The 23991-nt window shown below is 74.4% G+C and carries 22 protein-coding genes; 8 read left to right on the forward strand and 14 right to left on the reverse strand.

Going from position 1 to position 23991, the window contains the following annotated elements:
• Positions 1-136 precede the first annotated feature (136 nt).
• Positions 137-895 (reverse strand): SDR family NAD(P)-dependent oxidoreductase, encoded by a 759-nt coding sequence (locus ACWF41_RS05135; protein WP_380320087.1) that lies wholly within the window; start codon positions 893-895, stop codon positions 137-139.
• A 138-nt stretch (positions 896-1033) separates the two neighbouring features.
• Here ACWF41_RS05135 and ACWF41_RS05140 point away from each other — a divergent pair, with 138 nt between their 5' ends.
• Complete coding sequence (locus ACWF41_RS05140; protein WP_380320090.1) at positions 1034-1744, forward strand: TetR/AcrR family transcriptional regulator; 711 nt, start codon at positions 1034-1036, stop codon at positions 1742-1744.
• 32 nt (positions 1745-1776) lie between these two features.
• Here the strand turns inward: ACWF41_RS05140 and ACWF41_RS05145 are convergent, their stop codons facing one another.
• Entirely contained in the window at positions 1777-1932 is a 156-nt protein-coding gene (locus tag ACWF41_RS05145; RefSeq protein ID WP_380320093.1) for a hypothetical protein, read from the reverse strand.
• Positions 1933-1975: 43 nt separating this feature from the next.
• Positions 1976-2845 (reverse strand): alpha/beta fold hydrolase, encoded by an 870-nt coding sequence (locus tag ACWF41_RS05150; RefSeq protein ID WP_380320096.1) that lies wholly within the window; start codon positions 2843-2845, stop codon positions 1976-1978.
• A gap of 84 nt (positions 2846-2929) precedes the next feature.
• Here ACWF41_RS05150 and ACWF41_RS05155 point away from each other — a divergent pair, with 84 nt between their 5' ends.
• Positions 2930-3595 (forward strand): TetR/AcrR family transcriptional regulator, encoded by a 666-nt coding sequence (locus tag ACWF41_RS05155; protein WP_380320099.1) that lies wholly within the window; start codon positions 2930-2932, stop codon positions 3593-3595.
• A 73-nt stretch (positions 3596-3668) separates the two neighbouring features.
• Here ACWF41_RS05155 and ACWF41_RS05160 read toward each other — a convergent pair whose 3' ends face one another.
• From ACWF41_RS05160 to ACWF41_RS05185, 6 genes are all read right to left on the reverse strand, one after another.
• Positions 3669-4130 carry a DUF1801 domain-containing protein gene (locus ACWF41_RS05160; RefSeq protein WP_380320102.1) on the reverse strand — a complete coding sequence of 154 codons (462 nt, stop codon included), beginning with the start codon at positions 4128-4130 and terminating at the stop codon, positions 3669-3671.
• A gap of 46 nt (positions 4131-4176) precedes the next feature.
• Complete coding sequence (locus ACWF41_RS05165) at positions 4177-5133, reverse strand: aminoglycoside phosphotransferase family protein (protein ID WP_380320105.1); 957 nt, start codon at positions 5131-5133, stop codon at positions 4177-4179.
• Positions 5134-5205: 72 nt separating this feature from the next.
• Complete coding sequence (locus tag ACWF41_RS05170) at positions 5206-5958, reverse strand: AraC family transcriptional regulator (RefSeq protein WP_380320108.1); 753 nt, start codon at positions 5956-5958, stop codon at positions 5206-5208.
• 46 nt (positions 5959-6004) lie between these two features.
• On the reverse strand, positions 6005-6307 hold the full coding sequence (locus tag ACWF41_RS05175) for a putative quinol monooxygenase (protein ID WP_380320111.1): 303 nt from the start codon (positions 6305-6307) through the stop codon (positions 6005-6007).
• A 118-nt stretch (positions 6308-6425) separates the two neighbouring features.
• Positions 6426-7079 (reverse strand): NUDIX hydrolase, encoded by a 654-nt coding sequence (locus ACWF41_RS05180; protein WP_380320138.1) that lies wholly within the window; start codon positions 7077-7079, stop codon positions 6426-6428.
• A gap of 103 nt (positions 7080-7182) precedes the next feature.
• A complete protein-coding gene (locus ACWF41_RS05185; RefSeq protein WP_380320114.1) occupies positions 7183-8631 on the reverse strand; it encodes a GuaB1 family IMP dehydrogenase-related protein in 1449 nt (482 codons plus the stop codon).
• Positions 8632-8826: 195 nt separating this feature from the next.
• On the opposite strand from ACWF41_RS05185, the gene dxs reads away from it, so the two are divergent.
• From dxs to ACWF41_RS05210, 5 genes are all read left to right on the forward strand, one after another.
• Positions 8827-10719: a 1-deoxy-D-xylulose-5-phosphate synthase gene (gene dxs / locus ACWF41_RS05190; RefSeq protein ID WP_380320117.1), complete on the forward strand. Its 1893-nt coding sequence runs from the start codon at positions 8827-8829 to the stop codon at positions 10717-10719.
• Between the two features lie 83 nt (positions 10720-10802).
• Positions 10803-11468 (forward strand): HAD family hydrolase, encoded by a 666-nt coding sequence (locus tag ACWF41_RS05195; protein ID WP_380320120.1) that lies wholly within the window; start codon positions 10803-10805, stop codon positions 11466-11468.
• Between the two features lie 105 nt (positions 11469-11573).
• On the forward strand, positions 11574-13829 hold the full coding sequence (gene pflB, locus ACWF41_RS05200; RefSeq protein WP_380320123.1) for a formate C-acetyltransferase: 2256 nt from the start codon (positions 11574-11576) through the stop codon (positions 13827-13829).
• A 3-nt stretch (positions 13830-13832) separates the two neighbouring features.
• Entirely contained in the window at positions 13833-14702 is an 870-nt protein-coding gene (gene pflA, locus ACWF41_RS05205) for a pyruvate formate-lyase-activating protein (protein ID WP_380320126.1), read from the forward strand.
• A gap of 18 nt (positions 14703-14720) precedes the next feature.
• Positions 14721-15485 (forward strand): PIG-L deacetylase family protein, encoded by a 765-nt coding sequence (locus ACWF41_RS05210; RefSeq protein ID WP_380320129.1) that lies wholly within the window; start codon positions 14721-14723, stop codon positions 15483-15485.
• Between the two features lie 39 nt (positions 15486-15524).
• On the opposite strand, the gene ACWF41_RS05215 is transcribed toward ACWF41_RS05210, so the two are convergent.
• From ACWF41_RS05215 to ACWF41_RS05235, 5 genes are all read right to left on the reverse strand, one after another.
• Positions 15525-16625: a carboxylate-amine ligase gene (locus ACWF41_RS05215; protein ID WP_380320132.1), complete on the reverse strand. Its 1101-nt coding sequence runs from the start codon at positions 16623-16625 to the stop codon at positions 15525-15527.
• Between the two features lie 149 nt (positions 16626-16774).
• Positions 16775-18919, reverse strand: a complete 2145-nt coding sequence (locus ACWF41_RS05220) for a 3-hydroxyacyl-CoA dehydrogenase NAD-binding domain-containing protein (RefSeq protein WP_380324982.1) — start codon at positions 18917-18919, stop codon at positions 16775-16777.
• 5 nt (positions 18920-18924) lie between these two features.
• The gene (locus ACWF41_RS05225; RefSeq protein ID WP_380324984.1) at positions 18925-20175 is read right to left on the reverse strand and encodes a thiolase family protein; all 1251 of its coding nucleotides are present in this window, start codon (positions 20173-20175) and stop codon (positions 18925-18927) included.
• 179 nt (positions 20176-20354) lie between these two features.
• Complete coding sequence (locus ACWF41_RS05230; RefSeq protein ID WP_380324987.1) at positions 20355-21584, reverse strand: HRDC domain-containing protein; 1230 nt, start codon at positions 21582-21584, stop codon at positions 20355-20357.
• The gene (locus tag ACWF41_RS05235; protein WP_380324990.1) at positions 21581-22243 is read right to left on the reverse strand and encodes a DUF3000 domain-containing protein; all 663 of its coding nucleotides are present in this window, start codon (positions 22241-22243) and stop codon (positions 21581-21583) included. Before ACWF41_RS05235 ends, ACWF41_RS05230 begins: the two co-directional genes overlap by 4 nt.
• Positions 22244-22450: 207 nt before the next feature.
• Between ACWF41_RS05235 and gndA the strand changes: the two genes are divergently transcribed.
• Positions 22451-23887, forward strand: a complete 1437-nt coding sequence (gene gndA, locus ACWF41_RS05240; RefSeq protein WP_380324993.1) for an NADP-dependent phosphogluconate dehydrogenase — start codon at positions 22451-22453, stop codon at positions 23885-23887.
• The last annotated feature ends 104 nt before the right edge of the window (positions 23888-23991 follow it).

Genomic DNA, 23991 nt, shown 5'->3' on the forward strand with positions numbered 1-23991 from the left:
GAGTCGCCTGACGAGCGGCGCCGCATCACGACCGCGCCCCGTCCCTCCTGTGCGGAGGGGCGGGGCGCCGTCGTGCTCAGGGAGCGCCGGGCGGGCGCGTCGCCAGGACGCCGATCGCGACGCTCCGCCGCACGGGTCAGGGGTAGACCTGGACCTCGCCGCCGTCCACGAACAGCTCGCTGCCCGTGATGAAGCTGGACTGGTCCGAGGCCAGGAAGAGGACGGCGTTGGCGATCTCGGCCGGGTCGGCGGCGCGTCCCAGGGGTGTGCTGCTCGCCAGCTCGTCGAGGAACGCACCCGCCTGCTCCGGGTTCTCGGCGAGGCCGCGGAGTCCCGGGGTGTCGGTGGGGCCGGGCACCAGCGTGTTGACGCGCAGGCCGCGGTGCGCGAGCTCGGCGGCCCAGACCCGGCCGAGCTGCCTGATGGCCGCCTTGGTGGCGGAGTAGACCCCGAAGCCGGCGGTGCCGCGGTGCGCCGAGCTGGACCCGGTGAGCACGATGCTCCCGCCGTCGTTCAGCAGCGGGAGCGCCTTCTGGACCGTGAAGACGGTGCCACGCAGGTTGATCCCGAAGGTGTGGTCGAAGGACTCGGGCGTGAGCGAGGCGAGGGGCTGTCCGGCTCCGCCGCCGCCGGCGTTCGCGAAGAGGATGTCGAGGCGATTCCCGTCCGCGGCGATCCGTTCGAACAGCCTGTCGAGGTCGTCCAGGTCGGAGACGTCGTTCTGGATCGCGATCGCCTCGTCGCCCAGCGCGTGGGCCGCGGCGTCGAGCGGCTGCTTCCGGCGTCCGGTGAGGTAGACGCGCGCGCCCTCGGCGACGAAGCGTTCCGCCGTGGCGAACCCGATGCCTGTGCTCGCGCCGGTGACCAGCGCCGTCCTGTCGGTGAGCTGACCCATGGGAAGCCGTCCTCTGCGATGTGGTGTGAACCGCCGGAGGGGCGGCCGGCGGTGGCATGGCGTGCGGACCAGTTGTTGACCGCACGGTCCACGATATTCATGGTGGACCGAGCGGTCAAGAATTGGTACCGTGGGGCGATGGCGAGGCCACGACAGTTCGACGAGGACGAGGTGCTGTGCTCGGTCCGTGACCAGTTCTGGGACGCGGGCTACGCGGCGACGTCGCTCCAGGACCTCATGCGGGTCAGCGGCCTGGGCAAGGGCAGCCTCTACGCCGCGTTCGGGGACAAGCACCAGCTCTTCCTCCGGGTGCTGCGCCGGTACGTGACGTCGCTCGACCACGCGGTGCGTGGGCCGATCGACTCCGCTCCGCGCGCGGTGGACGCGCTGCGCTCGTTCGTGCTGATGCCGGTGGGTGATCCTGCCGGCAGGGCTGCCCGACGTGGGTGCCTGCTCGCCAACAGCACCACCGAGCTGGCTTCCGCCGATCCTGTCGTCGCCGCGGAGGCGCAGCGAGCCTACGAGGGGATCGCGGCGGCGCTGACCGAGGGGGTGCGACGGGCTCAGGCGGAGGGTGACCTGAGCGCCTCGGTCGACCCCGTCGGCGTCGCCCGGGCGCTGCTGGCCGCGCAGCAGGGCCTGACGTTCATGGGCCGCGCCGGGATGGATGTCGAGACGCTGGCGGCCACCGCCGATGCGCTGGCGACCCAGCTCCTGCCCGCCGCGGTCGACCCTCGCGACAGCATGCACCCGCCCCGTGGGCCGGGGGACCCCGTCGCGCCGGCGCCGGGCGTTCCGCGCGCTGCCGCCTCGTCGCGGGGAGGCGCTTCGCCGTCGGCGGCGTCGTGAGCAGATCTGCCTCGATTGCTGCGCCGGCGTGGTCAGTGGTGCGGGAGCCGGTCGGCGAGGTGCACGACGCCGAGCCGGGCGGCGGGGCCGGGCAGGCGGCGCGCCGCGACGCCGCGACCGCGCGCCCGCAGGAGCGCGACGAGGAGCTTGCCGATCAGTCCTGCGCCACCGACCATCGCGATGCGCACGGCGCACCTTCCGGGTTCGACGCGGGCCGCCCGGCCCGCCCGGTCACCGTCTCACGGTGAGGGGCAGCGGCGCCGTGACGTGGGCGACGACGGCCGCCACGACGGCGGGGTCGTCGAGCACCCGGTTGTGCCCGAGCCCGCGGGTGGTGAAGAGCTCGCTTCCCGGCACCGCCGCGTGCAGGAGCGGCGCGCCGGCGGGCAGCGACATGCGGTCGTCGTCGTCCTGGACGAAGAGCGTCGCGACACGCTCCGGGACGGGGTGCGCGAGGAGGTCGATCCGTGCGCGGACGTCGCGCACGTCGCCGGGGAAGGTGCGCTCGACGTGCTTGCAGAAGCGCTCGTGCAGCCCGGCGGGCATCCCGACCAGGCGCAGGAAGGACTCGGCGATCGCGTCGAAGCCCGTCATCGCCGCCACGGAGGCGAAGCGGTCGACGGGGAGGCCGTCGGCGAGCGCGAGCCCGGCCGCCAGGGCGCCCAGGGAGTGCCCCACGACGGCGGTGAAGGGCCCTTCGGCGTGGTGCGCGGCGCGGATCGCGGCCTGGTGCTCGAGGGCGGACATGTGCCGGCCGCTCGAGTCACCGTGGGCGACGCCGTCGAACGCGACCACGCCCAGGCCGGCGGCCTCGAGGGCGTCGACGAGCCCCGCGAACCGGGAGGCCCGGCTCTTCCAGCCGTGCACGAGGAGCACCGCGGGCGCCTGGTGGTCGCCCCACCGGTACGTGACGACCCGCTCGCCGTCGACGTCCACCGCCCGACGCTCGGCGCGTTCGTGCACGGCGCGGTCGGCCGGCCGGACATCGGCCGGTGGGCCGACGTACCAGAAGGCCCGGGCGGCGACCCGGAGCGCGAGCGGGGGAGCGACCGCGGACAGGGCGCGCAGGCCCGCGCTGACGGGGGCGGGGACGTAGGGCACGACGGCCTCCAGGGTGAGGGCGGGCGAGGTAACTGTACGAACGTTCGCACAGTAACACTGAACGAACGGTCGTACACTCAACTCGTGACCGCCGAGACGCCGACCACCCCGCACGACGGGCCCGCCGACGGCCGCCGCGTGCGCGGCGACCGGTCGCGCCGCGCGGTCCTCGATCTCGCCGTCCAGGAGGCCTCGGTGCGCGGGCTCGAAGCCGTCACCCTCGGCTCGCTGGCCTCGCGGCTGCCGGTGAACAAGAGCGGGATCGCCGGGCTGTTCGGGGGCAAGGAGGGGTTGCAGCTCGCCGCCGTGGAGCACGCCCGCGGGATCTTCGTCGAGGCGGTCGTCGAGCCCGCCCGGGAGGCGGTGCCCGGTCTCGCCCGGCTGTGGTCGCTGGTGCGGCGCTGGACGGACTACTCCCGCCGCAGGGTCTTCGCGGGCGGGTGCTTCTTCCGCACGGTGGAGGTCGAGTTCGACACGCAGGACGGCGCGGTGCGCGACGCGGTCGTCGCGGCCCACCGCGACTGGACGTCGTACCTGCGCCGGCACGCGGAGCTCGCCGTGGAGTCCGGGGAGCTCGCGGGCGGCACGGACGTCGACCAGCTCGCCTTCGAGATCAACGCGATGCTGAACGCGGCCAACGACGGCTCGCTCCTGCTCGAGGACGACGCCGTCTACGACCGTGCCCTTGCCGCCGTGCGGGGTGCGCTCGAGGCGCGCGGCGCCGACCCGGCGGTGCTCGCCGCCGATTGACCGTCACCGACTGACCGTCACCGACTGATCGTTACCGACTGATCGTCACCGACTGATCGTTACCGACTGTCCCTCACCGGGGCGAGGGGTCGCCGCCCTCGCGCGCCCGCAGCCCGTACGTCCCCGCGGTGAGCGCGGCGTAGGACGCGGCGACGATCTCCTCGAGGACGTCGAGGTCCACCTGGGCGAGGTCCTTGAGGTACAGGCACCCCACGCCCGCCGTGTGCGGCCCGAGGCGCGCGAGCGCGTCGGCGTGCGCGTCGACGCCGTCGGAGAGGTAGACGACGCACGCGGTCGCGCGCGGGGAGAATCCGGCCGCGGCGGCGTGGCCGGTCCGGCCGCTCGCGTACGCGTACCGGTACTCGCCGAACCCCACGATCGACGTGCCGAACATCCGCGCGGGCTGCCCGGTGGCGCGCTCCATCAGGGCGAGCAGGGCCTCGGCGTCCCGCCGGCGCGCGGGGCGGGCCACGGCGGCGACGAACGCGCGGGGGTCGGCGTCGGTCCAGGTGGTCTGCTGCGCGTCGCGGGCCATGCCCCGAGTCTGCCGCAGCGATGCCGTCCGCAGCGCCGTCCGCCGCTCAGGCGGCGCCGTCGAGCAGCGCCGCGAGGGCGTGCCGACCGATCGGCACCATGCGCGGGTGCTGCTCGGGGTGCGCGAGCATGTTCGTGGCGTACAGCAGCGCCCAGCCCGCGGCGCGGGCCCACGTGGCGTCGTCCCACCCGCGGCCGCCGTTCGCCCGGGCCTGGACCTCGGCCCGGCACGCCGCGTGTCCGTCCGCGTCGAAGCACAGCCACAGCGAGCCGAGGTCGGAGGCCGGGTCGCCGGAGGTCACGTCGCCCCAGTCGACGACGGCGGCCAGCCGGTCCGGCCCGCCGTCCCCGCCGGGCGCCACCACCAGGTTCGCCGGGTGCGGGTCACCGTGCAGCCACACGGGCGGTCCGTCGAAGGCGGGGACCTCCAGAGCGTGTTCCCAGACGCGTCGCGCGGCCGTGCGGGCCCCCGGCGGGACCGCCGCCAGACGCTCGTCGAGGGTGGCGGGCTCACGCGCCTCGGCACGATCGCGCAGCGGGACGCCGCGCACGGGGTTGGGCGGCGCGTCGTCGGAGGCGGGGGAGTGCACCGCGGCGAGCAGGCGGCCGAGCGTGCCCGCCCAGGCGGTGCGGGTTTCCGGTGGCGTCGCCTCCGCGCTGACGCCGTCCGCCCACGGCACCACGTTCCAGGACCACGGGTAGCCGAGAGGCTTGCTCGGTCGTCCGACGCGCACGGGCACCGGCACGACGACGTCGGGCACCGTCGCGCGCAGGCGACCGGCCAGCGCGGGCAGCGCCTGCTGCTCGTGCTCGACGAGGGGCGCGGCCAGCGCGCGGCGCGGCAGCCGCACGGCCAGGTCGTCGCCGAGGCGCACCATGACGTTGTCCCAGCCGTGCGCGACGAGCTCCAGCGGGCGATCGGCCAGGTCGGGGTGCTGCTCGGCGAGCAGCGCGCGGGTCAGCGGGAGGTCGACGTCGATCTCGGCGGCAGGCACGCCGACCATCATCCCCGACGCCCAGCCCTGGCACCGTGGGCCCGTCGTCGGCGCGGCCGCGCGCGGCGTCCTCACCCCCGGTCAGACCCGGAGGCTGGTCCGGTACTCCGTCGGCGTGCGGCCGGTCAGCTCCCGGAACGCGGCGTTGAACGCCGACAGGGAGGCGTACCCGACCTCGTGGGCGATCGTGGTGACCGGGAGGTCGCCGGCGGCGAGCTCCTCGATCGCTGCCAGCACGCGCATGCGCCGCACGACCGCCCGCCAGGTCGCGCCGGTCTCCTCCTCGAAGCGCCGCGCCAGCGACCGCGGCGCGAGGCCGACGTCGGCGGCGACGTGCTCGAAGCGGAGCTCGCCGCCGAGACGCTGCCGCGTCAGGTCGAGGGCTCGGCGCAGCTCCGGTGACCGGCCCGCGGGCACGACGACCGGGCTCGGCCGCTCGGCCAGCCGCCAGGTGACCGCGGCGAGTGCGGAGAACATCGTCTCCGCGTACGGCGTCAGGGTGTCGTCGGCCTCGCCCCAGGTGCGGCACTCGGCCAGCAGAGCGCGCGACAACGGGTCGAGGTCGAACACCACCAAGGGGGCGGGCGGCGGCGGGGCGAACCCGGTGTCGAAGAGGACTGACGCGGTCGTGGCCGGTCGGGTGACACTCACCCGGATCGGCTGTCCTGCCTCGATCAGAGCGGCTCGCGCCGGCGGCAGCAACCAGACCTGGCCCTGCGCCTCCAGCCGGAGGGTCCCGGCGGAGGCGCAGAGCAGGTAGTGGCGGTCCGGGCACAGGTCCCGAGCCGGCTCCGGCGCGAACGTGCGGACGAAGGCGTAGGCGCTGCGGGTCATCGACGGTCTCGCACGGGTCGATCCTCGGCGTGCGTCGCTGCGCCGGTCAGGCCGCCGCCTCCGGCAGGTCGGCCCGGAATCGCCTGCTCCGCGGGTCCCCGGTCATCATCGGACGGAGCACCTCGCCCCATCGTGCGAAGGTGGCGGACCCCAGGTAGCCCGCCATGGAGGCCTCGTCCTCCCACTCGTGGACGACGGTGATGGCCGTGTCGTCCTCGCGGGCGGCGTAGACCCGGAAGGTGACGTTTCCCGGCATGGCGCGCACCCGGTCGGCCTCCTGGTCGAACTGGGCGAGGGCGGCGGGCCGGTCGACGGCGGACGTCGTGAAGTCGAGGATTGCGAGGAGCACGGGGACCTCCGAGGGGAACGGGGACTGGACGTTCCGATCCTGCGGCAGCCCGTGCCAGGCCCGCCTCCGTCGATCGGACGAGGTCACGCTCTCAGCGGCCACCCGGGGTCCGAGGCGCTCAGAGATCGCGCTCATGGGCGCGGTCCCACGGTTCGGTCCACCCGAGCCGGTCGAACGCGGCGTCGAGGATCCCCGCCGTGAAGCCCCAGACCAGGTGCGGCACGCCGGCGCCGTCGAGCACCTCGAACCCGGGGCCCCGCCAGGTGCGGCCGCCGCGGCGCAGGACCGTCGTCACGCGGTGCTCGGGGTCGAGCAGGTCGGCGACGGGGGCGCGGAAGACGTGCGCCGACTCGGCGACGTCCACCACGCGCACGGGCGTGGGCCGTGCCCACCACCCCAGCACCGGGGTGACGAGATGGTTGCTCACCGGCATCGGGAGCTCGGCGAGGGTGCCCAGCACCTCGACGCCGCCGGCGTCGAGGCCGGTCTCCTCGACCGCCTCGCGCAGCGCCGCGTCGACGGCCGTCTCGCCGTCCTCCGCCCGCCCGCCCGGGAACGCGACCTGCCCGGCGTGGGAGCGCAGCGTCGTCGCGCGCTCCAGGAGCAGGACGTCGAGGTCGTGCGCGACGGCGAGGGCCTGGGCGTTGTGGTCCGCGGCGAGGTCGTCGAGCACGCCGAACAGCACGAGCACGGCTGCCGGGCGGGCCGAGGCGGTGTCCAGCTCCCCGCGCGCGAGGCCCCAGTCGCCCAGGAAGCCCGGGTCGGACGCCAGCGCGACGAGCTGGGCGCGGGCGGGGTGGACGGGGTGGGCGGAGGGGAGCGGGGCGGCGGGCTCCGGGCCCGCCGCCCCTCCCGTGGACGGGGTCGTCACCGGGTCACCAGCTCGTGGCGACCGGCATGCCCTCGGCGTACCCCGCGGCGGACTGGACGCCGACCAGCGCCCGCTCGTGGAACTCCGGCAGGCTGGCGGCGCCCGCGTAGGTGCAGCTCGAGCGCAGGCCGGAGGTGATCTCGTCCAGGAGGTCCTCCACGCCCGGGCGGCGCGGGTCGAGGTACATCTTCCCGGTGGAGATGCCCTCCTCGTACAGGGCCTTGCGCGCCCGGCCGAAGGCGGAGCCCGCCCCGGCGGTGCGGGCGGCGACGGCGCGGGCCGAGGCCATGCCGAACGAGTCCTTGTAGAGACGGCCGGTGCCGTCGTCGTGCAGGTCGCCGGGCGACTCGTACGTGCCGGCGAACCAGGAGCCGACCATGACCTGCGAGGCGCCCGCGGCCAGGGCGAGGGCGACGTCGCGTGGGTGCCGCACGCCGCCGTCGGCCCACACGTGCTTGCCGAGCTCGCGCGCGGCGGCGGCGCACTCGAGCACCGCGGAGAACTGCGGGCGCCCCACGGCGGTCTGCATGCGCGTGGTGCACATGGCGCCCGGGCCGACGCCCACCTTGATGATGTCCGCGCCCGCGGCGACGAGGTCGCGCACCCCGTCGGCCGTCACGACGTTGCCCGCGACGACCGGCACCTGCGGGTCGACGGAGCGCACGGCCTCCAGCGCCCGCAGCATGGTCGACTGGTGCCCGTGCGCGGTGTCGACGACGAGCACGTCCACGCCGGCGTCCAGGAGCTCGCGGGTCTTGGCGGCGACGTCGCCGTTGATCCCGACGGCGGCGCCGATGCGCAGGCGGCCCGCGGCGTCGAGCGCCGGGCGGTACACCGAGGAGCGGACCGCGCCCTTGCGCGTGAGGACGCCCGCGAGGACGCCGTCGCGCACCACGGGCGCGAGGTGGATCTTGGCGGCGTGCATCCGCTCGAACGTGGCCTCCAGGCCGTCCGCCTCGAGCTGGGCCGCGTCGAGCGCGACCACGTCGGCCGACATCACCTGGTGCACCTGCGCGAACCGGTCGACGGCCGCGCAGTCGCCCTCGGTGACGACGCCCACGGGCTTGCCGTCGGCGACCACGACGGCCGCGCCGTGCGCCCGCTTGCCCAGCAGGGTGAGCACCGTGGAGACGGTGTCCGTGGGGGCGACGACGACAGGCGTCTCGATGACCGGGTCCTTGGACTTCACGTCGGCCACGACGTCGGCGACGACGTCCACCGGGATGTCCTGGGGGATGATCGCGATGCCGCCGCGCCGGGCGACGGTCTCCGACATCCGGCGTCCCGCGACGGCCGTCATGTTCGCGACGACCACGGGGATCGTGGTGCCGGTGCCGTCGTCCGTGGCGAGGTCGACGTCGAACCGGCTGGTCACGTCCGAGCGGGACGGGACCATGAAGACGTCGCCGTAGGTGAGGTCGGTGGTGGGCTGCTGCCCGTCGAGAAAGCGCACAGGTGTCCCCTGAGAGGTGTGTCGGGAGAGGACGAGCTTCCTTCGGTCGTCCCCCTGCCGAACGCTCGCCGGCGGTCACGTGTTCCCGTCGGCAGGGTCGAAACTACCCCGTGCGGCGTCGGGAGGTGTCGGCGGACGGCCTGTGGGACGCTGCGGACCGCCTATTGTGGTGTGGTCATGAACGGGGAGGAACGCATGAGCCTGCTGAGCAGCATCGGCTCGCCGGAGGACGTCCGCCGGCTGTCGCCGGACCAGACGACACAGCTCGCGGCGGAGATCCGGGCCTTCCTCGTCGACCAGGTGTCGCGCACCGGGGGGCACCTGGGGCCGAACCTGGGCGTCGTCGAGCTGACGATCGCCCTGCACCGCGTCTTCGCCTCGCCGCGCGACACCCTCGTGTTCGACACCGGGCACCAGGCCTACGTGCACAAGCTGCTCACCGGCCGCCAGGACTTCTCGGCGCTGCGCAAGGCCGGCGGCATGTCCGGCTACCCGTCGCGCGCCGAGTCGGAGCACGACGTCGTCGAGAACTCGCACGCGTCGACGGCGCTGTCGTGGGCCGACGGCATCGCGAAGGCCAACGCCGTCCAGGGCCGCCCGGACAAGCACGTCGCGGCCGTCATCGGCGACGGCGCGCTCACCGGCGGCATGGCGTGGGAGGCCCTCAACAACATCGCGGCCTCGCAGGACCGCCGCCTCGTCGTCGTCGTCAACGACAACGGGCGGTCGTACTCGCCCACCATCGGCGGCGTCGCGAACCACCTCAACACCCTGCGCACCACCCGCGGGTACGAGGCGTTCCTGTCCTGGGGCAAGCGCACCCTGCACCGCACGGGCGCCCCGGGCCGCTTCGCCTACGACTGGCTGCACGGGCTGAAGAAGGGCCTCAAGGACGTCGTCGCGCCGCAGGGCATGTTCGAGGACCTGGGCCTGAAGTACATCGGCCCGGTCGACGGGCACGACGTGGCCGCCATGGAGCACGCGCTGCGCCGCGCCCGCGCGTACGGCGGGCCGGTCATCGTGCACGCGATCACGGAGAAGGGGCGCGGCTACACGCCCGCCGAGCAGGACGTGGCCGACCGGTTCCACGCCGTCGGGCGCATCCACCCCGAGACGGGCCTGCCCGTCGCGCCGTCGCGCTTCGGGTGGACCTCGGTTTTCGCCGACGAGATCGTCAAGATCGGGCGCGACCGGCCCGACGTCGTGGCGATCACCGCGGCGATGCTGCACCCCGTCGGCCTCGCGCCGTTCGCGCAGGAGTTCCCCGATCGCACCTTCGACGTCGGCATCGCCGAGCAGCACGCCGCGACGTCCGCGGCGGGCATGGCGTTCGCCGGGCTGCACCCCGTGGTGGCCGTCTACGCGACGTTCCTCAACCGGGCGTTCGACCAGGTCCTCATGGACGTGGCGCTGCACCGGGCGGGCGTGACCTTCGTCCTGGACCGCGCCGGCATCACCGGCGACGACGGCGCCAGCCACAACGGCATGTGGGACATGGCGATGCTGCGCATCGTGCCGGGCCTGCGCCTGGCCGCGCCGCGCGACGAGCCCACCCTGCGTGCCGCCCTGCGCGCCGCCGTGGACGTGGACGACGCGCCGACCGTCGTGCGCTACGCCAAGAGCGCGCTGGGGGACGCGATCCCGGCCGTGGAGGAGCTGGACGGCGTGGACGTCGTCGCGCGGCACGAGCCGGGCGCGGGCGCCGCGACCTCGGACGCCAGGGTGCTCGTGGTCGGCGTCGGTTCGATGGTGGGCACGGCGCTCGCGGCCGGCGAGTCGCTCGCGGCCCACGGCCTCACGGTCGACGTCGTCGCGCCCACGTGGGTGCTGCCGGTGCCGGAGGCGCTGGTGAAGCTCGCCGGCGAGCACGACCTGGTGCTCACGATCGAGGACGGCGTCGTCGACGGCGGGGTCGGCGCGATGACGGCGCAGCGCGCCACCGAGCAGGGCGTGCGGACGCCGTTCGTGCACGTCGGGCTGCCGGCGCGGTTCCTCGACCACGCCAGCCGCGACCAGATCATCGGCCAGCAGCGGATGCGGGCCGAGGACGCCGTGCGCGACGCGCTCGCGGCGCTCGCCCGGCGCTGACCCCGCACTGATCCGGACGGAGCGGGGTCGCGCTCGGCCGAGACGCTCGGCGCTGCGGCGCGCGGGCTCGGTAGCCTCCGGTCATGATCTGGCTTCTGGACCTCGACAACACGCTGGTGGGCCGCACGGAGGCGTTCGTGTCGTGGGTGTCGGGCGAGCTCGACGCCGCAGGCGGCACGGCCGACGACCTCGCCGAGATCGTCGCGGTCGACGAGGACGGCCATGGGTCCAAGGAGGCGCTGGCGCGGCTGCTGATCGGCCGGCTCGGCTGGGACGACGACGTCCCGTCGGCGATCGACCGGTTCCGGGAAGGGATCGTCGACGGCGTCCGGGCCTACGACGGCGTGATCTTCGCCTTGGACGTGCTGCGCGGGGCCGGGCACCGGGTCGCGATCGTGACCAACGGGACGTCGGCGCAGCAGCGGGGGAAGGTCGCCCGGTGCGGCCTCGAGGCTCACGTGGACGCGATCGTCGTCTCGGAGGAGGAGGGGTTCGCGAAGCCCGACCCCCGACTGCTCGAGGTGGCCCTCGAGCGCCTCGGCGCGGCCGACGTCGACCGCCGCGACGTCTGGATGGTCGGCGATGCCGCCCACGCGGACGTGGCCGCCGGCCGGGCGGCCGGCACGCGCACGGCCTGGGTCTCCCACGGGAAGCCGTGGGACGGGCCGGACCGCCCCGACGTCGTCGCCGCGACCGCTCGCGAGGCGCTCGCCCTCGCGGCCTCCCCGCCGGGCGCCGTCCTGGACTGAATCCGCCCTGGATCGAGGTGTCTGCGACGTCACAGCCCCTCGGTCTCGCTTGTGAAGTCTTTCACGAATAGGCTGTGGTCATACCTCAAAAGGAGGGGGCTCCCTATGACCACCGACGCGGCACCCACCACGACCACCGCCTGGACGGGCTTCACCCCGGGACCCTGGTGCGACGGCATCGACGTGCGCGACTTCATCCAGCGCAACTACACCCCCTACACCGGCGACGACGGGTTCCTCGAGGGACCGACGGCGCGTACCACGGGGGTGTGGGCGAAGCTGTCGGCGATGTTCCCCGCCGAGCGCGAGAAGGGCGTCTACGACGTCGACCCGCACACGCCGGCGGGCATCACCGCGCACGGCCCTGGCTGGATCGACCGCGACGCCGAGCTGATCGTCGGCCTGCAGACCGACGCCCCGCTCAAGCGCGCGATCATGCCGAACGGCGGCTGGCGCATGGTCGAGGGAGCGCTGGAGACCTACGGCTACCCGGTCGACCAGGAACTCAAGAAGGTCTTCACCGAGTACCGCAAGACGCACAACCAGGGCGTCTTCGACGTCTACCCGCCCGCGGTGCGCGCCGCGCGCAGCTCCCACATCATCACCGGGCTGCCCGATGCCTACGGCCGCGGCCGCATCATCGGCGACTACCGCCGGGTGGCCCTGTACGGCGTCGACCAGCTGGTCGCCGCGAAGAAGGTCGACAAGCTCGGCCTCGACGCCCAGCCCTTCAGCGAGTCCGTCGTGCGCGAGCGTGAGGAGCACGCCGAGCAGATCCGTGCGCTCGGCGAGCTCAAGGAGATGGCCGCGGCCTACGGCTACGACATCTCGGGCCCCGCGACGACGGCGCGCGAGGCCGTGCAGTGGCTCTACTTCGGCTACCTCGCCGCGGTGAAGGAGCAGAACGGCGCCGCGATGTCCCTCGGGCGCACGTCGACCTTCCTCGACGTCTACATCGAGCGGGACCTGCAGGCCGGCCGCCTCACCGAGGCCGAGGCGCAGGAGATCGTCGACGACTTCGTCATCAAGCTGCGCATCGTGCGCTTCCTGCGCACCCCCGAGTACGACGCCCTGTTCTCCGGCGACCCGACGTGGGTGACCGAGACCATCGGCGGCATGGGCGACGACGGCCGCCCGCTCGTCACCAAGAACTCGTTCCGCTTCCTGCAGACCCTGTACAACCTGGGCCCGGCGCCCGAGCCGAACATGACGGTCTTCTGGAGCCCGCGGCTGCCCCGCGGGTTCAAGGACTTCTGCGCGAAGGTGTCGATCGACACGTCCGCCGTGCAGTACGAGTCGGACGAGCAGATCCGCCCCGCGTGGGGCGACGACGCGGCCATCGCGTGCTGCGTCTCGCCGATGGCGGTGGGCAAGCAGATGCAGTTCTTCGGCGCCCGCGTCAACCTCGCCAAGGCGCTGCTCTACGCCATCAACGGGGGCAAGGACGAGGTCACCGGGAAACAGGTCTCGCCGGCGTTCCCCGCCGTCGTGCCGGGCCTGCCGCTCGACTACGACGACGTGCGCGCCCGCTTCGACCGCACCATGGACTGGCTCGCCGAGACGTACGTCGAGGCTCTCAACTGCATCCACTGGTCGCACGACAAGTACGCGTACGAGCGGCTCGAGATGGCCCTGCACGACAAGGACGTGCTGCGCACCATGGCCTGCGGCGTCGCCGGCCTGTCGGTCGCGGCGGACTCGCTGTCGGCGATCCGGTACGCCACCGTCACGCCGGTGACGGACGAGCGCGGCATCGTCGTCGACTACGAGACCGACGGCGACTACCCGGCCTACGGCAACGACGACGACCGCGTCGACGCCATCGCCGTCGAGCTGGTCGAGTCGTTCATGGCCAAGATCCGCAGCCACCGCATGTACCGCGACGCGGTGCCCACCCAGTCGGTGCTGACGATCACGTCCAACGTGGTCTACGGCAAGGCCACCGGGAACACCCCGGACGGTCGCCGCGCGGGTGAGCCTTTCTCGCCCGGCGCGAACCCGATGAACGGCCGGGACACGCACGGCATGCTCGCCTCCGCGCTGTCGGTGGCGAAGCTGCCCTACGCCGAGGCGCAGGACGGGATCTCGCTGACCAACACCGTCGTGCCGTCCGGCCTCGGCCGCACCCGCGAGGAGCAGGTGGCGAACCTCGCCGGCCTGCTCGACGCCTCGGTGGGCGCCGACGGCTACCACATGAACGTCAACGTCCTCGTGCGCGAGACCCTCGAGGACGCGATGGAGCACCCGGAGAAGTACCCGCAGCTCACGATCCGCGTCTCCGGCTACGCGGTGAACTTCGTGCGGCTGACCCGCGAGCAGCAGCTCGACGTGCTGTCGCGGACCTTCCACGGGGCGATCTGAGAGATGACCACCATGACTGCCGGCCCGGTGCTGCTGGACGCCCCCTCCCCGCGCCGGGCCGGCGCCGGACCCCAGGGCCTCGAGCCCGTCGACGTCGAGCGCTCGGAGCGACTGGCGCTCATGCGCTCGGGCGAGCTCGGGTCCGTGCACTCCTGGGAGCTCGTCACCGCGGTCGACGGGCCGGGAACCCGGCTCACCGTCTTCCTCAGCGGCTGCCCGCTGCGGTGCCTGTACTGCCACAACCCCGACACCCTCGCGATGAAGGACGGCGAGCCCGTCCGCGCCGAGGACCTGCTGGCCCGCGTGGCCCGCTACCGCGGGATCTTCTCGGCGACCGGCGGCGGCCTCACGCTCTCGGGCGGCGAGGTGCTCATGCAGCCCGCGTTCGCCGCGCGGGTCCTGCGGGGCGCGAAGGAGCTCGGGGTGCACACGACGCTCGACACCTCGGGCTTCCTCGGGGCCAACGCGACCGACGCGATGCTCGAGAACACCGACCTGGTGCTGCTCGACATCAAGGCCGGCGACGAGGAGACCTACCGCCGCGTCACGGGGCGCTCGCTGGCCCCCACGCTGCGGTTCGGGCGTCGCCTCGCCGAGCGCGGCGTCAAGGTCTGGGTGCGGTTCGTGCTGGTGCCCGGCCTCACCGACGACCCGGAGAACGTCGCCGCCGTCGCGCGGCACGCGGCCGACATCGAGGCCGTGCGCCCCGGGACGGTGGAGCGCGTCGAGGTGCTGCCCTTCCACCAGATGGCCCGCGACAAGTGGGCCGAGCTGGGCCGGGCCTACGAGCTCGAGGACACCGAGCCGCCGACGCCCGAGGCGACCGAGGCCGTGCGCGACGTCTTCCGCTCCCACGGGCTGACGACGTACTGAGTCGCTAGCGTGGTCGGCATGACGACGTCCGACCGCGCGGGCGAGGGCAGCCCGCTGCGCCCCCTCGACGAGACCTGGACGACGGCGCTCGCGGTGGTGGCCCACCCCGACGACATGGAGTTCGGCGCCGCGGCGGCGGTCGCGCCCTGGACGGGGCAGGGCAAGCGCGTGGTCTACACGATGGTGACCAGCGGCGAGGCCGGGATCGACGGCATGCACCCCGACGAGGCGCGCCGGGTGCGTGAGGCCGAGCAGGTCGCCTCCGCGCGGGCCGTGGGCGTCGACGACGTCGAGTTCCTCGGCTTCGCGGACGGGGTGATCGAGTACGGCCTGCCGCTGCGCCGCGCGATCGCGGGCGCCGTGCGCCGGCACCGCCCCGAGGTGGTAATCACCGGCAACTATCGCGAGACGTTCCCCGGGGGGATGCTCAACCAGGCCGACCACATCGCCACCGGTCGCGCCGTCGTCGACGCCGTGCGCGACGCCGGCAACCGCTGGGTCTTCACCGACCAGCTCGAGGCCGACGGGCTCGAGCCGTGGGGCGGCGTCCGCCAGGTGTGGGTGGCGGGGTCGCCCGACGCCGAGCACGGCGTGGACGTCACCGCGACCTTCGACGCGGGCGTCGCGTCCCTGCGCGCGCACGCTGCGTACCTGGACGGGCTGGGGTGGGAGCACTTCGACCCGGCGGAGTTCCTCGGCCGGATGACGTCCGCCACCGGACCGCGCCTCGGCGTGCAGCACGCGACGCCGTTCGAGGTGCTGCGGATGGGCTGGGACGACTGATGCGACGGTCTGCGGCGCCAGACGCCCGCTGCCCGTCGTTCAGGCGTGCGTGGCGGCCACGGCGCGGTCGACGACGGCGCGCAGGTCGCCCGACTCGGCGTGCCAGGCGCGCTGCCGCGCGGCCCCGTCGCCGGCGGCCCACAGCCGCCCGAGCAGGTCGGTGACGGCGTCGAGGTCCCCGGCGTCGACCAGCGCGTCCCGCACGTGCGCGACGAGCTGGCCGACGACGTCGTGCGCCGGCGCGGGACGCCACGTACCCGGGGACAGCAGCTCGGTGGCCAGCCCCGACCGTCCGGCCCGCCACGAGGCGGTGCGCAGCAGCTCGGGGCGCAGCACCGGCGCGGCGAGCCCGTCGGCCGCCTCGCGGGCCGCCGTCTCGACCAGGCCGCGGGCGAGGGCGCCCAGCAGGGTCGCGGTGTCGGCGTCGAGGCAGACGTCGGCGACGCGGACCTCCACGGTGGGGTAGCGCGACGACAGCCGGGCGTCGAAGTAGACCATGTCCCGGTCGAGGATCGTGCCGGTCGCGACGAGGTCGTCGACCGCCTGCCGGTACGCCTCGGGCGAGCCGAACGAGCGGGCCGGCCCCGACGTGGGCCAGCGCGCCCACACCTGCGAGCGGTAGCTCGCGAAGCCCGAGTCCTCGCCCTGCCAGAACGGGGAGTTGGCGCTGAGCGCGAGCAGCACCGACAGCCAGGGCCCGATCCGGTCGAGAACCGCGACGCCCTCGGCGTCGTCGGCGACCGCCACGTGCACGTGGCAGCCGCTCGTGAGCTGCTCGCGGGCCGTGAGGCCGAACGCCGCCCGCGCCTCGAGGTAGCGCAGCCGGGCCACGGTCGTGCCTTCGAACGGCCACGGGGAGGTGGCCAGCGCCGCCACGCGCGCCCCGACCTGGTCGGCCGCCGTCTGGGCGCGCTCCCGGCCGGCGCGGACCTCGGCGGCGAGCTCGGTGAGATCGCGGCGCGGGTGCGTCGCCGTCTCGAGCTGCTCCTCCATGAACTCCGTGTCGAGGGCGCCCCCACCGGTCTCGGGCGAGGCGGGTGGTGTGTCGGTGACCTCCAGCGCCTCGCTGGCTCGCGCCACCGGCCGCCCGTCGTCGCCCACCAGGAGAAACTCCTCCTCGATCCCGATCGTCCGCGTCATGCCGGGAGTCTCACACGGCCGGGGTCACCTGGCACGGGGCGGACACGCCGACGGCCGGCCCCGAGAGAGGGGACCGGCCGTCGGCGGGGAGGCGGGCTCGTGGCCCGGCCCCGCCCCGAGGAGGAGGTGTCAGGTGGTGTCGGCCTGCGTCAGGCGACGGCCTCGGGGACGTTCGCGACGCCGTCCGGCAGGATGCGGCGCCCGAGGACCTTCTCGGAGTACCCGGAGCGGTCCAGGTACGGCGTGATGCCGCCGGTGTGGAAGCCCCACCCGGCGCCGAGGATCATGCACAGGTCGATCTGGGACGGCCCGGCCACGACGCCCTCGTCGAGCATGTGGCCCACCTCGACGGTCAGCGCGGTGAGCACCGCGTCGAGGACGCCGGCGGCGTCGAGCACCGGGGTGCCCTGGCGGCCCGTGGCACCGGCGGGCAGGGCCTCGCCGAACACGGCCTGGATCGCCGGGTCCACCGGCTTCGGCAGCCCGGGCGCGGGCCGGTCCAGGACGACCTTCGTGCCGTCGGCCACGAGCTTCTCCAGGCCCGGCGACGTCGGGAACCGGTCGCCGAGGTCCTCGCGCAGCGAGGTGAGCACGTGCAGGCCCACGGCCGGCCCCACCAGGTCGAACAGCTCAAAGGTGGGCATCGGGAAGCCGAGCGGCGCGAGGGCCGTGTCGGCGACCTCGACGGACGTGCCGTTCTCGATCGCCTCGACGACCTTGCCCATGACGAGGACCAGCAGGCGGTTGACCACGAAGCCGGGGCGGTCGGCGACCAGGACGGCCGTCTTGCGGAGCTTCTTCGTGATGGCGAACGCGGTGGCGAGCGCCTCGTCGGAGGTCTCCGTGGCCTGCACCACCTCGACCAGCGGCATCTGGGCCACCGGGTTGAAGAAGTGGATCCCCACCACGCGCTCGGGGTGCTGCAGGTCGGCGGCCATCTCGGTGACGGACAGGGCCGAGGTGTTGGTCGCGAGGATCGTCTCGGGGGAGACGATGCCCTCGAGCTCGGCGAAGACCTTCTTCTTCAGGCCCATCACCTCGGTGACGGCCTCGACCACCACGTCGCACGAGGCGAACTCGCCGATCTCGGTGGTGCCGTGCACGCTCGCGACGATCCGTGCGGCGGCCTCCGGCGTCATCCGGCCGCGACCGACCAGCTTCTCGACGGTGGCGCGGACGAAGCCCAGGCCCTTGTCGACCCGCTCCTGGTCCAGGTCGCGCATGACGACGGGCACGCCGAGGCGCTGGGCGACGAGCAGGGCGATCTGCGCGGCCATGAGGCCGGCGCCGACGATGCCGACGCGGGTGACGGGGCGGGCGAGGCTCTTGTCGGGCGCGCCGACCGGCTTCTTGCCGCCCGAGACGAGCTGGAACGCGTAGACGCTGGCGCGCATCTCGTCGGACATGATGAGGTCGGCCAGCGCCTGGTCCTCGGCGGCGAAGGCCTCGGCGCGCGTCGCCGTGCGGGCGGCGGCGAGCAGGTCGAGGGCGCGCCCGGGCGCGGGGCGCGAGCCGGCGACGACGGCGTCGAGCCGCTGGCGCGTGGCCGCGACGACCGCGTCCCACACGGGCTGCGGGTCCAGCTCGCGGCGGGGCACCTCGACCTCGCCGCGCAGCACGCGCGAGGCCCACAGGATCGACTGCTCGAGGAAGTCGGCCGCCTCGAAGAGCTGGTCCACGAGGCCGATCTGCGCCGCCTCGGCCGCCTTGAACGGCTTCTGCGCCGCGGGGCGCGTGAGGATGACGTCGACGGCCTTCTCGATGCCGACCAGGCGCGGCACCAGGTAGGCGCCGCCCCAGCCGGGCACGAGGCCGAGGCCGGTCTCGGGCAGGCCGAGCGCGGGGGCGTCGGACGACACGGTGCGGTAGTCGCAGTTGAGCGCGACCTCGAGGCCGCCGCCGAGGGCGAGGCCGTTGACGAACGCGAAGGTGGGCACGCCCATCGTGTGCAGCAGCTCGTATGCGGCGTGCCCGGAGCGGCCCAGCTCGAGCGCCTGCTCGTGCGACGTGACGGTGGAGACCTGCAGCAGGTCCGCGCCCGCGGCGAGGAAGTACGGCTTGCCCGTGACGGCGACGGCCGCGATCTCGCCGCGGCCCGCGCGCTCCTGGAGCGCGGTGAGCGCCGCGGTGAGCTCGGCCATGCCCTCGGGGCCCAGGGTGCTGGGCTTGGTGTGGTCGAGGCCGTTGTCCAGGGTGACGAGCGCGAGGGTGCCCGCGCCGCCCGGGAGCTCGACGTCGCGGACGCGCGAGTGGGTGACGCGCTCGGCGCGGACGCCGGAGGTGTTCTCGGTCATCGGGGTCAGTTCTCCTCGTCCGTCGCGGTGGTGTGGCCGGAGTAGTCGGCGTGGTGCGGGTTCTCCCAGATCACGGTGCCGCCCTGGCCGAGGCCCACGCACATGGTGGTGATGCCGTACCGGACCTCGGGGTGCTTCGCGAACTGGTGCGCGAGCTGCATCATCAGGCGCACGCCCGAGCTGGCCAGCGGGTGACCCATGGCGATGGCGCCGCCGTACGGGTTGACGCGCTCGTCGTCGTCGGCGATGCCGTAGTGGTCGAGGAAGCTCAGCACCTGCACGGCGAAGGCCTCGTTGATCTCGAACAGGCCGATGTCGTCGATCGTCAGGCCGGCCTGGGCGAGCGCCTTCTCGGTGGCCGGGACGGGGCCGTAGCCCATGATCGACGGGTCGACGCCGGCGAACGCGGAGGAGACCAGGCGCATCGCGACGGGCAGGCCCAGCTCGGCGGCCGTGTCGCCGGAGGCCAGGAGGGCGGCGGTGGCGCCGTCGGTGAGCGGGGAGGCGTTGCCGGCGGTGACGCGGCCGCCGGGGCGGAACGGCGTCTTGAGGTTCGCGATGCCCTCGACGGTGGTGCCGGGTCGCGGCAGCTCGTCGGCGGTGGCGAGGCCCCAGCCCTGCTCGGTGGAGCGGACCGCGACGGGGACGAGCTCCGAGCCGATGTCGCCGTTGGCCAGGGCCTTGGCGTACTTGGCCTGGCTGTTCACGGCGTAGGCGTCCGCGCGCTCCTTGGTCAGGTGCGGGAACTTGTCGTGGAGGTTCTCGGCCGTGACGCCCATGTTCAGCGCCTCCGGGTCCACCAGGCGCTCGGACAGGAACCGCGGGTTCGGGTCGGCGTCGAAGCCCATCGGGTGGCGGCCCATGTGCTCGACCCCGCCCGCGACCACGACGTCCGCCGTGCCGGTCGCGATGCCGGCGGCGGTCGTGGTGACGGCGGTCATCGCGCCCGCGCACATGCGGTCGATGGCGAAGCCGGGGACGGTGGTCGGCAGGCCCGCGAGCATGCCCACCGTGCGACCCAGGGTCAGGCCCTGGTCGCCCTGCTGGGTGGTGGCGGCGATGGCCACCTCGTCCACCCGCTCGCCCGGCAGCTCGGGGTGGCGGCGCAGCAGCTCGCGTACCGCCTTGACGACGAGGTCGTCCGCGCGGGTCTCGGCGTACAGGCCGTCGGGGCGGGCCTTGCCGAACGGCGTGCGGACGCCTTCGACGAAGACGACGTCGCGCAGCGCGCGGCGGGCCGGGTTCCGGGTGGTCATGGCAGCTCCATCCACTGACGATGGTCGGGACTTCGGCGTCCGACGAGCGACGCCGCTCTCGGGCTCGACCCGCGTGAGGCCGGCACCGAGGTACACGCTACCGCGAGTACCGGTAACGAGGATAGACCATCGTGAGACGGGGTATCAGCACTCGCGGTACCGTCGTCGCCGCGCCCGGCTCAGGCCTCCGCGAGCACCGACTCCAGGGGGACCGCGACGAGGTCGATCTGCCACGGCCGGGCACCTCGGCCCCGCAGGAAGTCGGCGATCTCGGCCGCGCGGGCGGGGTCCGGGGGCGTCCAGCACAGCCGGCGCAGGGCGTCGGGCTGCAGGAGGTTCTCGACCGGGAGGTGCAGGTCGCCGGACATCGTGCCGAGCAGCTCGCGCGCGCCGGTGAGGCGGCGGGCTGCGACGGGGTCTCGGTCCGCCCAGGTGCGCGGCTGGGGCGGGCCGTCGGTCCGGGGGCCGCGGCTGCTGGGCAGCCGGTCGGCGGGCAGCGCGAGGGCCTCGTCGATCGCCTGCTGCCACGCCGGTGCGCGGCGGCGGGTGGCCTTGCCCGCGAACTCGGGCAGCGCCACGAGCTGCGGCACGGTGCGGGGCAGGGCACGCGCGGCCGCGACGATCGCGCGGTCCGGCAGGACGCGTCCGGGCGAGATGTCCCGGGTCCGGGCGTTGGCGTCGCGCGCCTGCCACAGGCTGCGCACCACGGCCAGCTGCCGCCGGTCGCGCAGGGTGTGGGTGCCGGACGTGCGCCGCCACGGGTCCAGTCGCGGGGCCGGGGGAGCGGCGGTGCGCTCCGCCTCGAACTCCTGCGCCGCCCACTCGGTCTTGCCGGCGGCGTCGAGCCGTTCGGCGAGGCGGTCGCGCAGGTCCACGAGCACCTCGACGTCCAGCGCGGCGTACCGCAGCCAGTCCTCCGGGAGCGGGCGGGTGGACCAGTCGACCGCGGAGTGCTCCTTGGCCAGGCCCAGGCCGAGCAGCTCGGCGACGACCGCGGCGAGGCCCACGCGCTCGAGGCCCAGCAGCCGCGCGGCGAGCTCGGTGTCGAAGACGCGGGCCGGGTGCAGCCCGTGCTCGGCCAGCCCGGGCAGGTCCTGCGAGGCCGCGTGCAGCACCCACTCGGCGTCGCCCACGGCGTCGCCCAGGCGGGAGAGGTCGGGGATCGCGACGGGGTCGAGCAGGGCGGTGCCGGCCCCCTCGCGGCGCAGCTGCACCAAGTACGTCGCCTGCCCGTAGCGGTAGCCCGACGCGCGCTCGGCATCGGCGGCGACGGGGCCCGTGCCGGCCGCGAAGCGCTCGACGACGCGGTCGAAGGCGGCGGGGGTGTCGACGACGCGCCCGACGCCGTCCGCGGGCTCGGTGAGCGGGACGACGTCGGCGGCGGCGGACGGGGGGACTGCTGAGCTCATGGCCCCACGGTATGCGGTCGCGACGGGGGCCGGGTCGGGCCGCGGGTGCGCCCGCCAGGCCGCGAGGGCAGCGCGGTGACGCCGTCGGGCAGGGGTGGCAGGCCGCCGGCGGTCACCATGAGGTCGGCCCAGACCGCGAGGTGGAGGCCGAGGTCGGTGTCCGTCGGGGTCCACGATGCGCGGATCTCGAGGTCGACGGCGTCGGGTGTCTCGCCGAGCGCGCCGAAGCTCTGGGAGAGCACGCGGGTGACGGTGCCGCCCAGCGCGAGGACCTCGACCCCGGCGGCGCCGAGCGCCTCGGTCACCCAGGTCCACGCGACCTCGGCGAGCAGGGGGTCCGCCGCGAGCTCGGGCTCGAGAGTGGCCCGCACCAGCGTGACCACGCGGAACGTGCCCTGCCAGGTCTCCTGGCCCTCGGGGTCGTGCAGGACCACGAACCGGCCCGTCGCGACCTCGTCGCCGTCGGGCTCCGTGACCTCGCCCTCGAGGGCGACCGACCAGGGGGCGATCCGCGTCGGGCCCGGGATCTCGGCGAGGTGCACCTCGCCGCGCAGCCGTCGCTCGCGCAAGGACGCCAGCGCGGCCGCGAACGGGGCGGGCGCCTGGCTGGGGTCCTGCCTGCCGTCCTGCCTGGAGTCGCCCGTGCGGTCGCCGGTCACGCCTGCCACGGTACGGCGCCCGGGCCGCGGGGCGGGGAGGCGACGCGGCGGGCCCGGGGTGTCGTGTCCGGATCGTGATGGTCCGTACACCTCGCGCGCGGCGCCGACTACGCTGGACCCGGCTCCCCGGGCCGGGTCGGGCGCGCCTCCCGCGCAGCCCGTCCGACGACGCCCGACCGACCGAGAATCGACGGAAGCAGGGAAACGATGACAGCTCGTGCCCAGATCGGCGTGACCGGACTTGCGGTCATGGGCCGCAACCTCGCCCGCAACTTCGCGCGGCACGGGTACACGGTCGCGGTGCACAACCGGTCGTACGCCAAGACCGAGTCCCTGATCGCGGAGGCCGGGCACGAGGGCGACTTCGTGCCGTCCGAGTCGATGGCGGACTTCGTCGCCTCCCTCGAGCGGCCCCGCAAGGTCGTGATCATGGTCAAGGCCGGCGCCGCGACGGACGCCGTGATCGACGAGCTCCTGCCGCTGCTGGAGGAGGGCGACATCGTCGTCGACGCCGGCAACGCGCACTTCCCCGACACGATCCGCCGCGAGAAGACGCTGAGCGAGAAGGGTCTGCACTTCGTCGGCACCGGTGTCTCCGGCGGCGAGGAGGGCGCGCTCAACGGCCCGTCGATCATGCCCGGCGGCACCCGCGAGTCCTACGCGAGCCTCGGCCCGATCCTCGAGGACATCTCCGCGAAGGTGGACGGCACCCCCTGCTGCACCTACGTCGGGCCCGACGGCGCCGGCCACTTCGTCAAGATGGTGCACAACGGCATCGAGTACGCCGACATGCAGCTCATCGCCGAGGCCTACGACCTGCTCAAGCAGGGCCTCGGCGCGTCCGCGGCCGAGATCGGGCAGATCTTCGCCGACTGGAACACCGGCGACCTCGAGTCGTTCCTCATCGAGATCACGGCGGACGTGCTGCAGCACGTCGACGCCGCGACCGGGAGCGCGTTCGTCGACATCGTGCTCGACCAGGCCGAGCAGAAGGGCACCGGCCGCTGGACCGTGCAGAACGGCCTCGACCTGGGCGTGCCGATCACCGGCATCGCCGAGGCGACGTTCGCGCGCGCCCTGTCGGGCTCCGTGCCCCAGCGCGAGGCCGCCCGCGCCGCGCTGCCCGCCGACGCCGGCACGTGGGACGTCACCGACCGCGCGGCGTTCATCGAGGACGTGCGTCTCGCGCTGTACGCGTCGAAGGTCGTCGCGTACTCGCAGGGCTTCGACCAGATCGCGGCCGCCTCCGCCGAGTACGGCTGGGACGTCGACCGTGGCGCGATGGCCCGCATCTGGCGCGGTGGCTGCATCATCCGCGCGCGCTTCCTCAACCGCATCACCGAGGCGTACGAGCGTGCCGCGGACCTGCCGCTGCTGCTCGCCGACGAGTACTTCACCGACGCCGTGGCGAACGGGCTGTCGGCCTGGCGCCGCGTCGTCGCGCAGGCGGCCCTCAACGGGGTCCCCACGCCGGCCTTCTCGTCGTCCCTCGCCTACTACGACGGCGTCCGCGCCGAGCGGCTGCCCGCCGCCCTCATCCAGGCGCAGCGCGACTTCTTCGGCGCCCACACCTACCGCCGCACCGACCGCGACGGCACGTTCCACACCGAGTGGTCCGGCGACCGCACCGAGCAGGAGGCCTGACGCCACCGTGAGCACCCCCAGCACCCCGGCCGCGGGAGCACCCGCGGCCGCTCCCCAGTTCCTACCCGTCCTCCTCGGGTCCCACATCCGCGTGTACCCCCCCT

The sequence above is a fragment of the Isoptericola sp. NPDC055063 genome (genome assembly GCF_053608125.1).

What these genes read in the sequence shown, in the direction of transcription:
- ACWF41_RS05135 (WP_380320087.1), bottom strand. Translation starts at nt 895, where the DNA reads ATGGGTCAGCTCACCGACAGGACGGCGCTGGTCACCGGCGCGAGCACA.
- ACWF41_RS05140 (WP_380320090.1), top strand. Translation starts at nt 1,034, where the DNA reads ATGGCGAGGCCACGACAGTTCGACGAGGACGAGGTGCTGTGCTCGGTC.
- ACWF41_RS05160 (WP_380320102.1), bottom strand. Translation starts at nt 4,130, where the DNA reads ATGGCCCGCGACGCGCAGCAGACCACCTGGACCGACGCCGACCCCCGC.
- ACWF41_RS05165 (WP_380320105.1), bottom strand. Translation starts at nt 5,133, where the DNA reads ATGGTCGGCGTGCCTGCCGCCGAGATCGACGTCGACCTCCCGCTGACC.
- ACWF41_RS05170 (WP_380320108.1), bottom strand. Translation starts at nt 5,958, where the DNA reads ATGACCCGCAGCGCCTACGCCTTCGTCCGCACGTTCGCGCCGGAGCCG.
- dxs (WP_380320117.1), top strand. Translation starts at nt 8,827, where the DNA reads ATGAGCCTGCTGAGCAGCATCGGCTCGCCGGAGGACGTCCGCCGGCTG.
- ACWF41_RS05195 (WP_380320120.1), top strand. Translation starts at nt 10,803, where the DNA reads ATGATCTGGCTTCTGGACCTCGACAACACGCTGGTGGGCCGCACGGAG.
- pflB (WP_380320123.1), top strand. Translation starts at nt 11,574, where the DNA reads ATGACCACCGACGCGGCACCCACCACGACCACCGCCTGGACGGGCTTC.
- pflA (WP_380320126.1), top strand. Translation starts at nt 13,833, where the DNA reads ATGACCACCATGACTGCCGGCCCGGTGCTGCTGGACGCCCCCTCCCCG.
- ACWF41_RS05210 (WP_380320129.1), top strand. Translation starts at nt 14,721, where the DNA reads ATGACGACGTCCGACCGCGCGGGCGAGGGCAGCCCGCTGCGCCCCCTC.
- ACWF41_RS05215 (WP_380320132.1), bottom strand. Translation starts at nt 16,625, where the DNA reads ATGACGCGGACGATCGGGATCGAGGAGGAGTTTCTCCTGGTGGGCGAC.
- ACWF41_RS05220 (WP_380324982.1), bottom strand. Translation starts at nt 18,919, where the DNA reads ATGACCGAGAACACCTCCGGCGTCCGCGCCGAGCGCGTCACCCACTCG.
- ACWF41_RS05225 (WP_380324984.1), bottom strand. Translation starts at nt 20,175, where the DNA reads ATGACCACCCGGAACCCGGCCCGCCGCGCGCTGCGCGACGTCGTCTTC.
- ACWF41_RS05230 (WP_380324987.1), bottom strand. Translation starts at nt 21,584, where the DNA reads ATGAGCTCAGCAGTCCCCCCGTCCGCCGCCGCCGACGTCGTCCCGCTC.
- gndA (WP_380324993.1), top strand. Translation starts at nt 22,451, where the DNA reads ATGACAGCTCGTGCCCAGATCGGCGTGACCGGACTTGCGGTCATGGGC.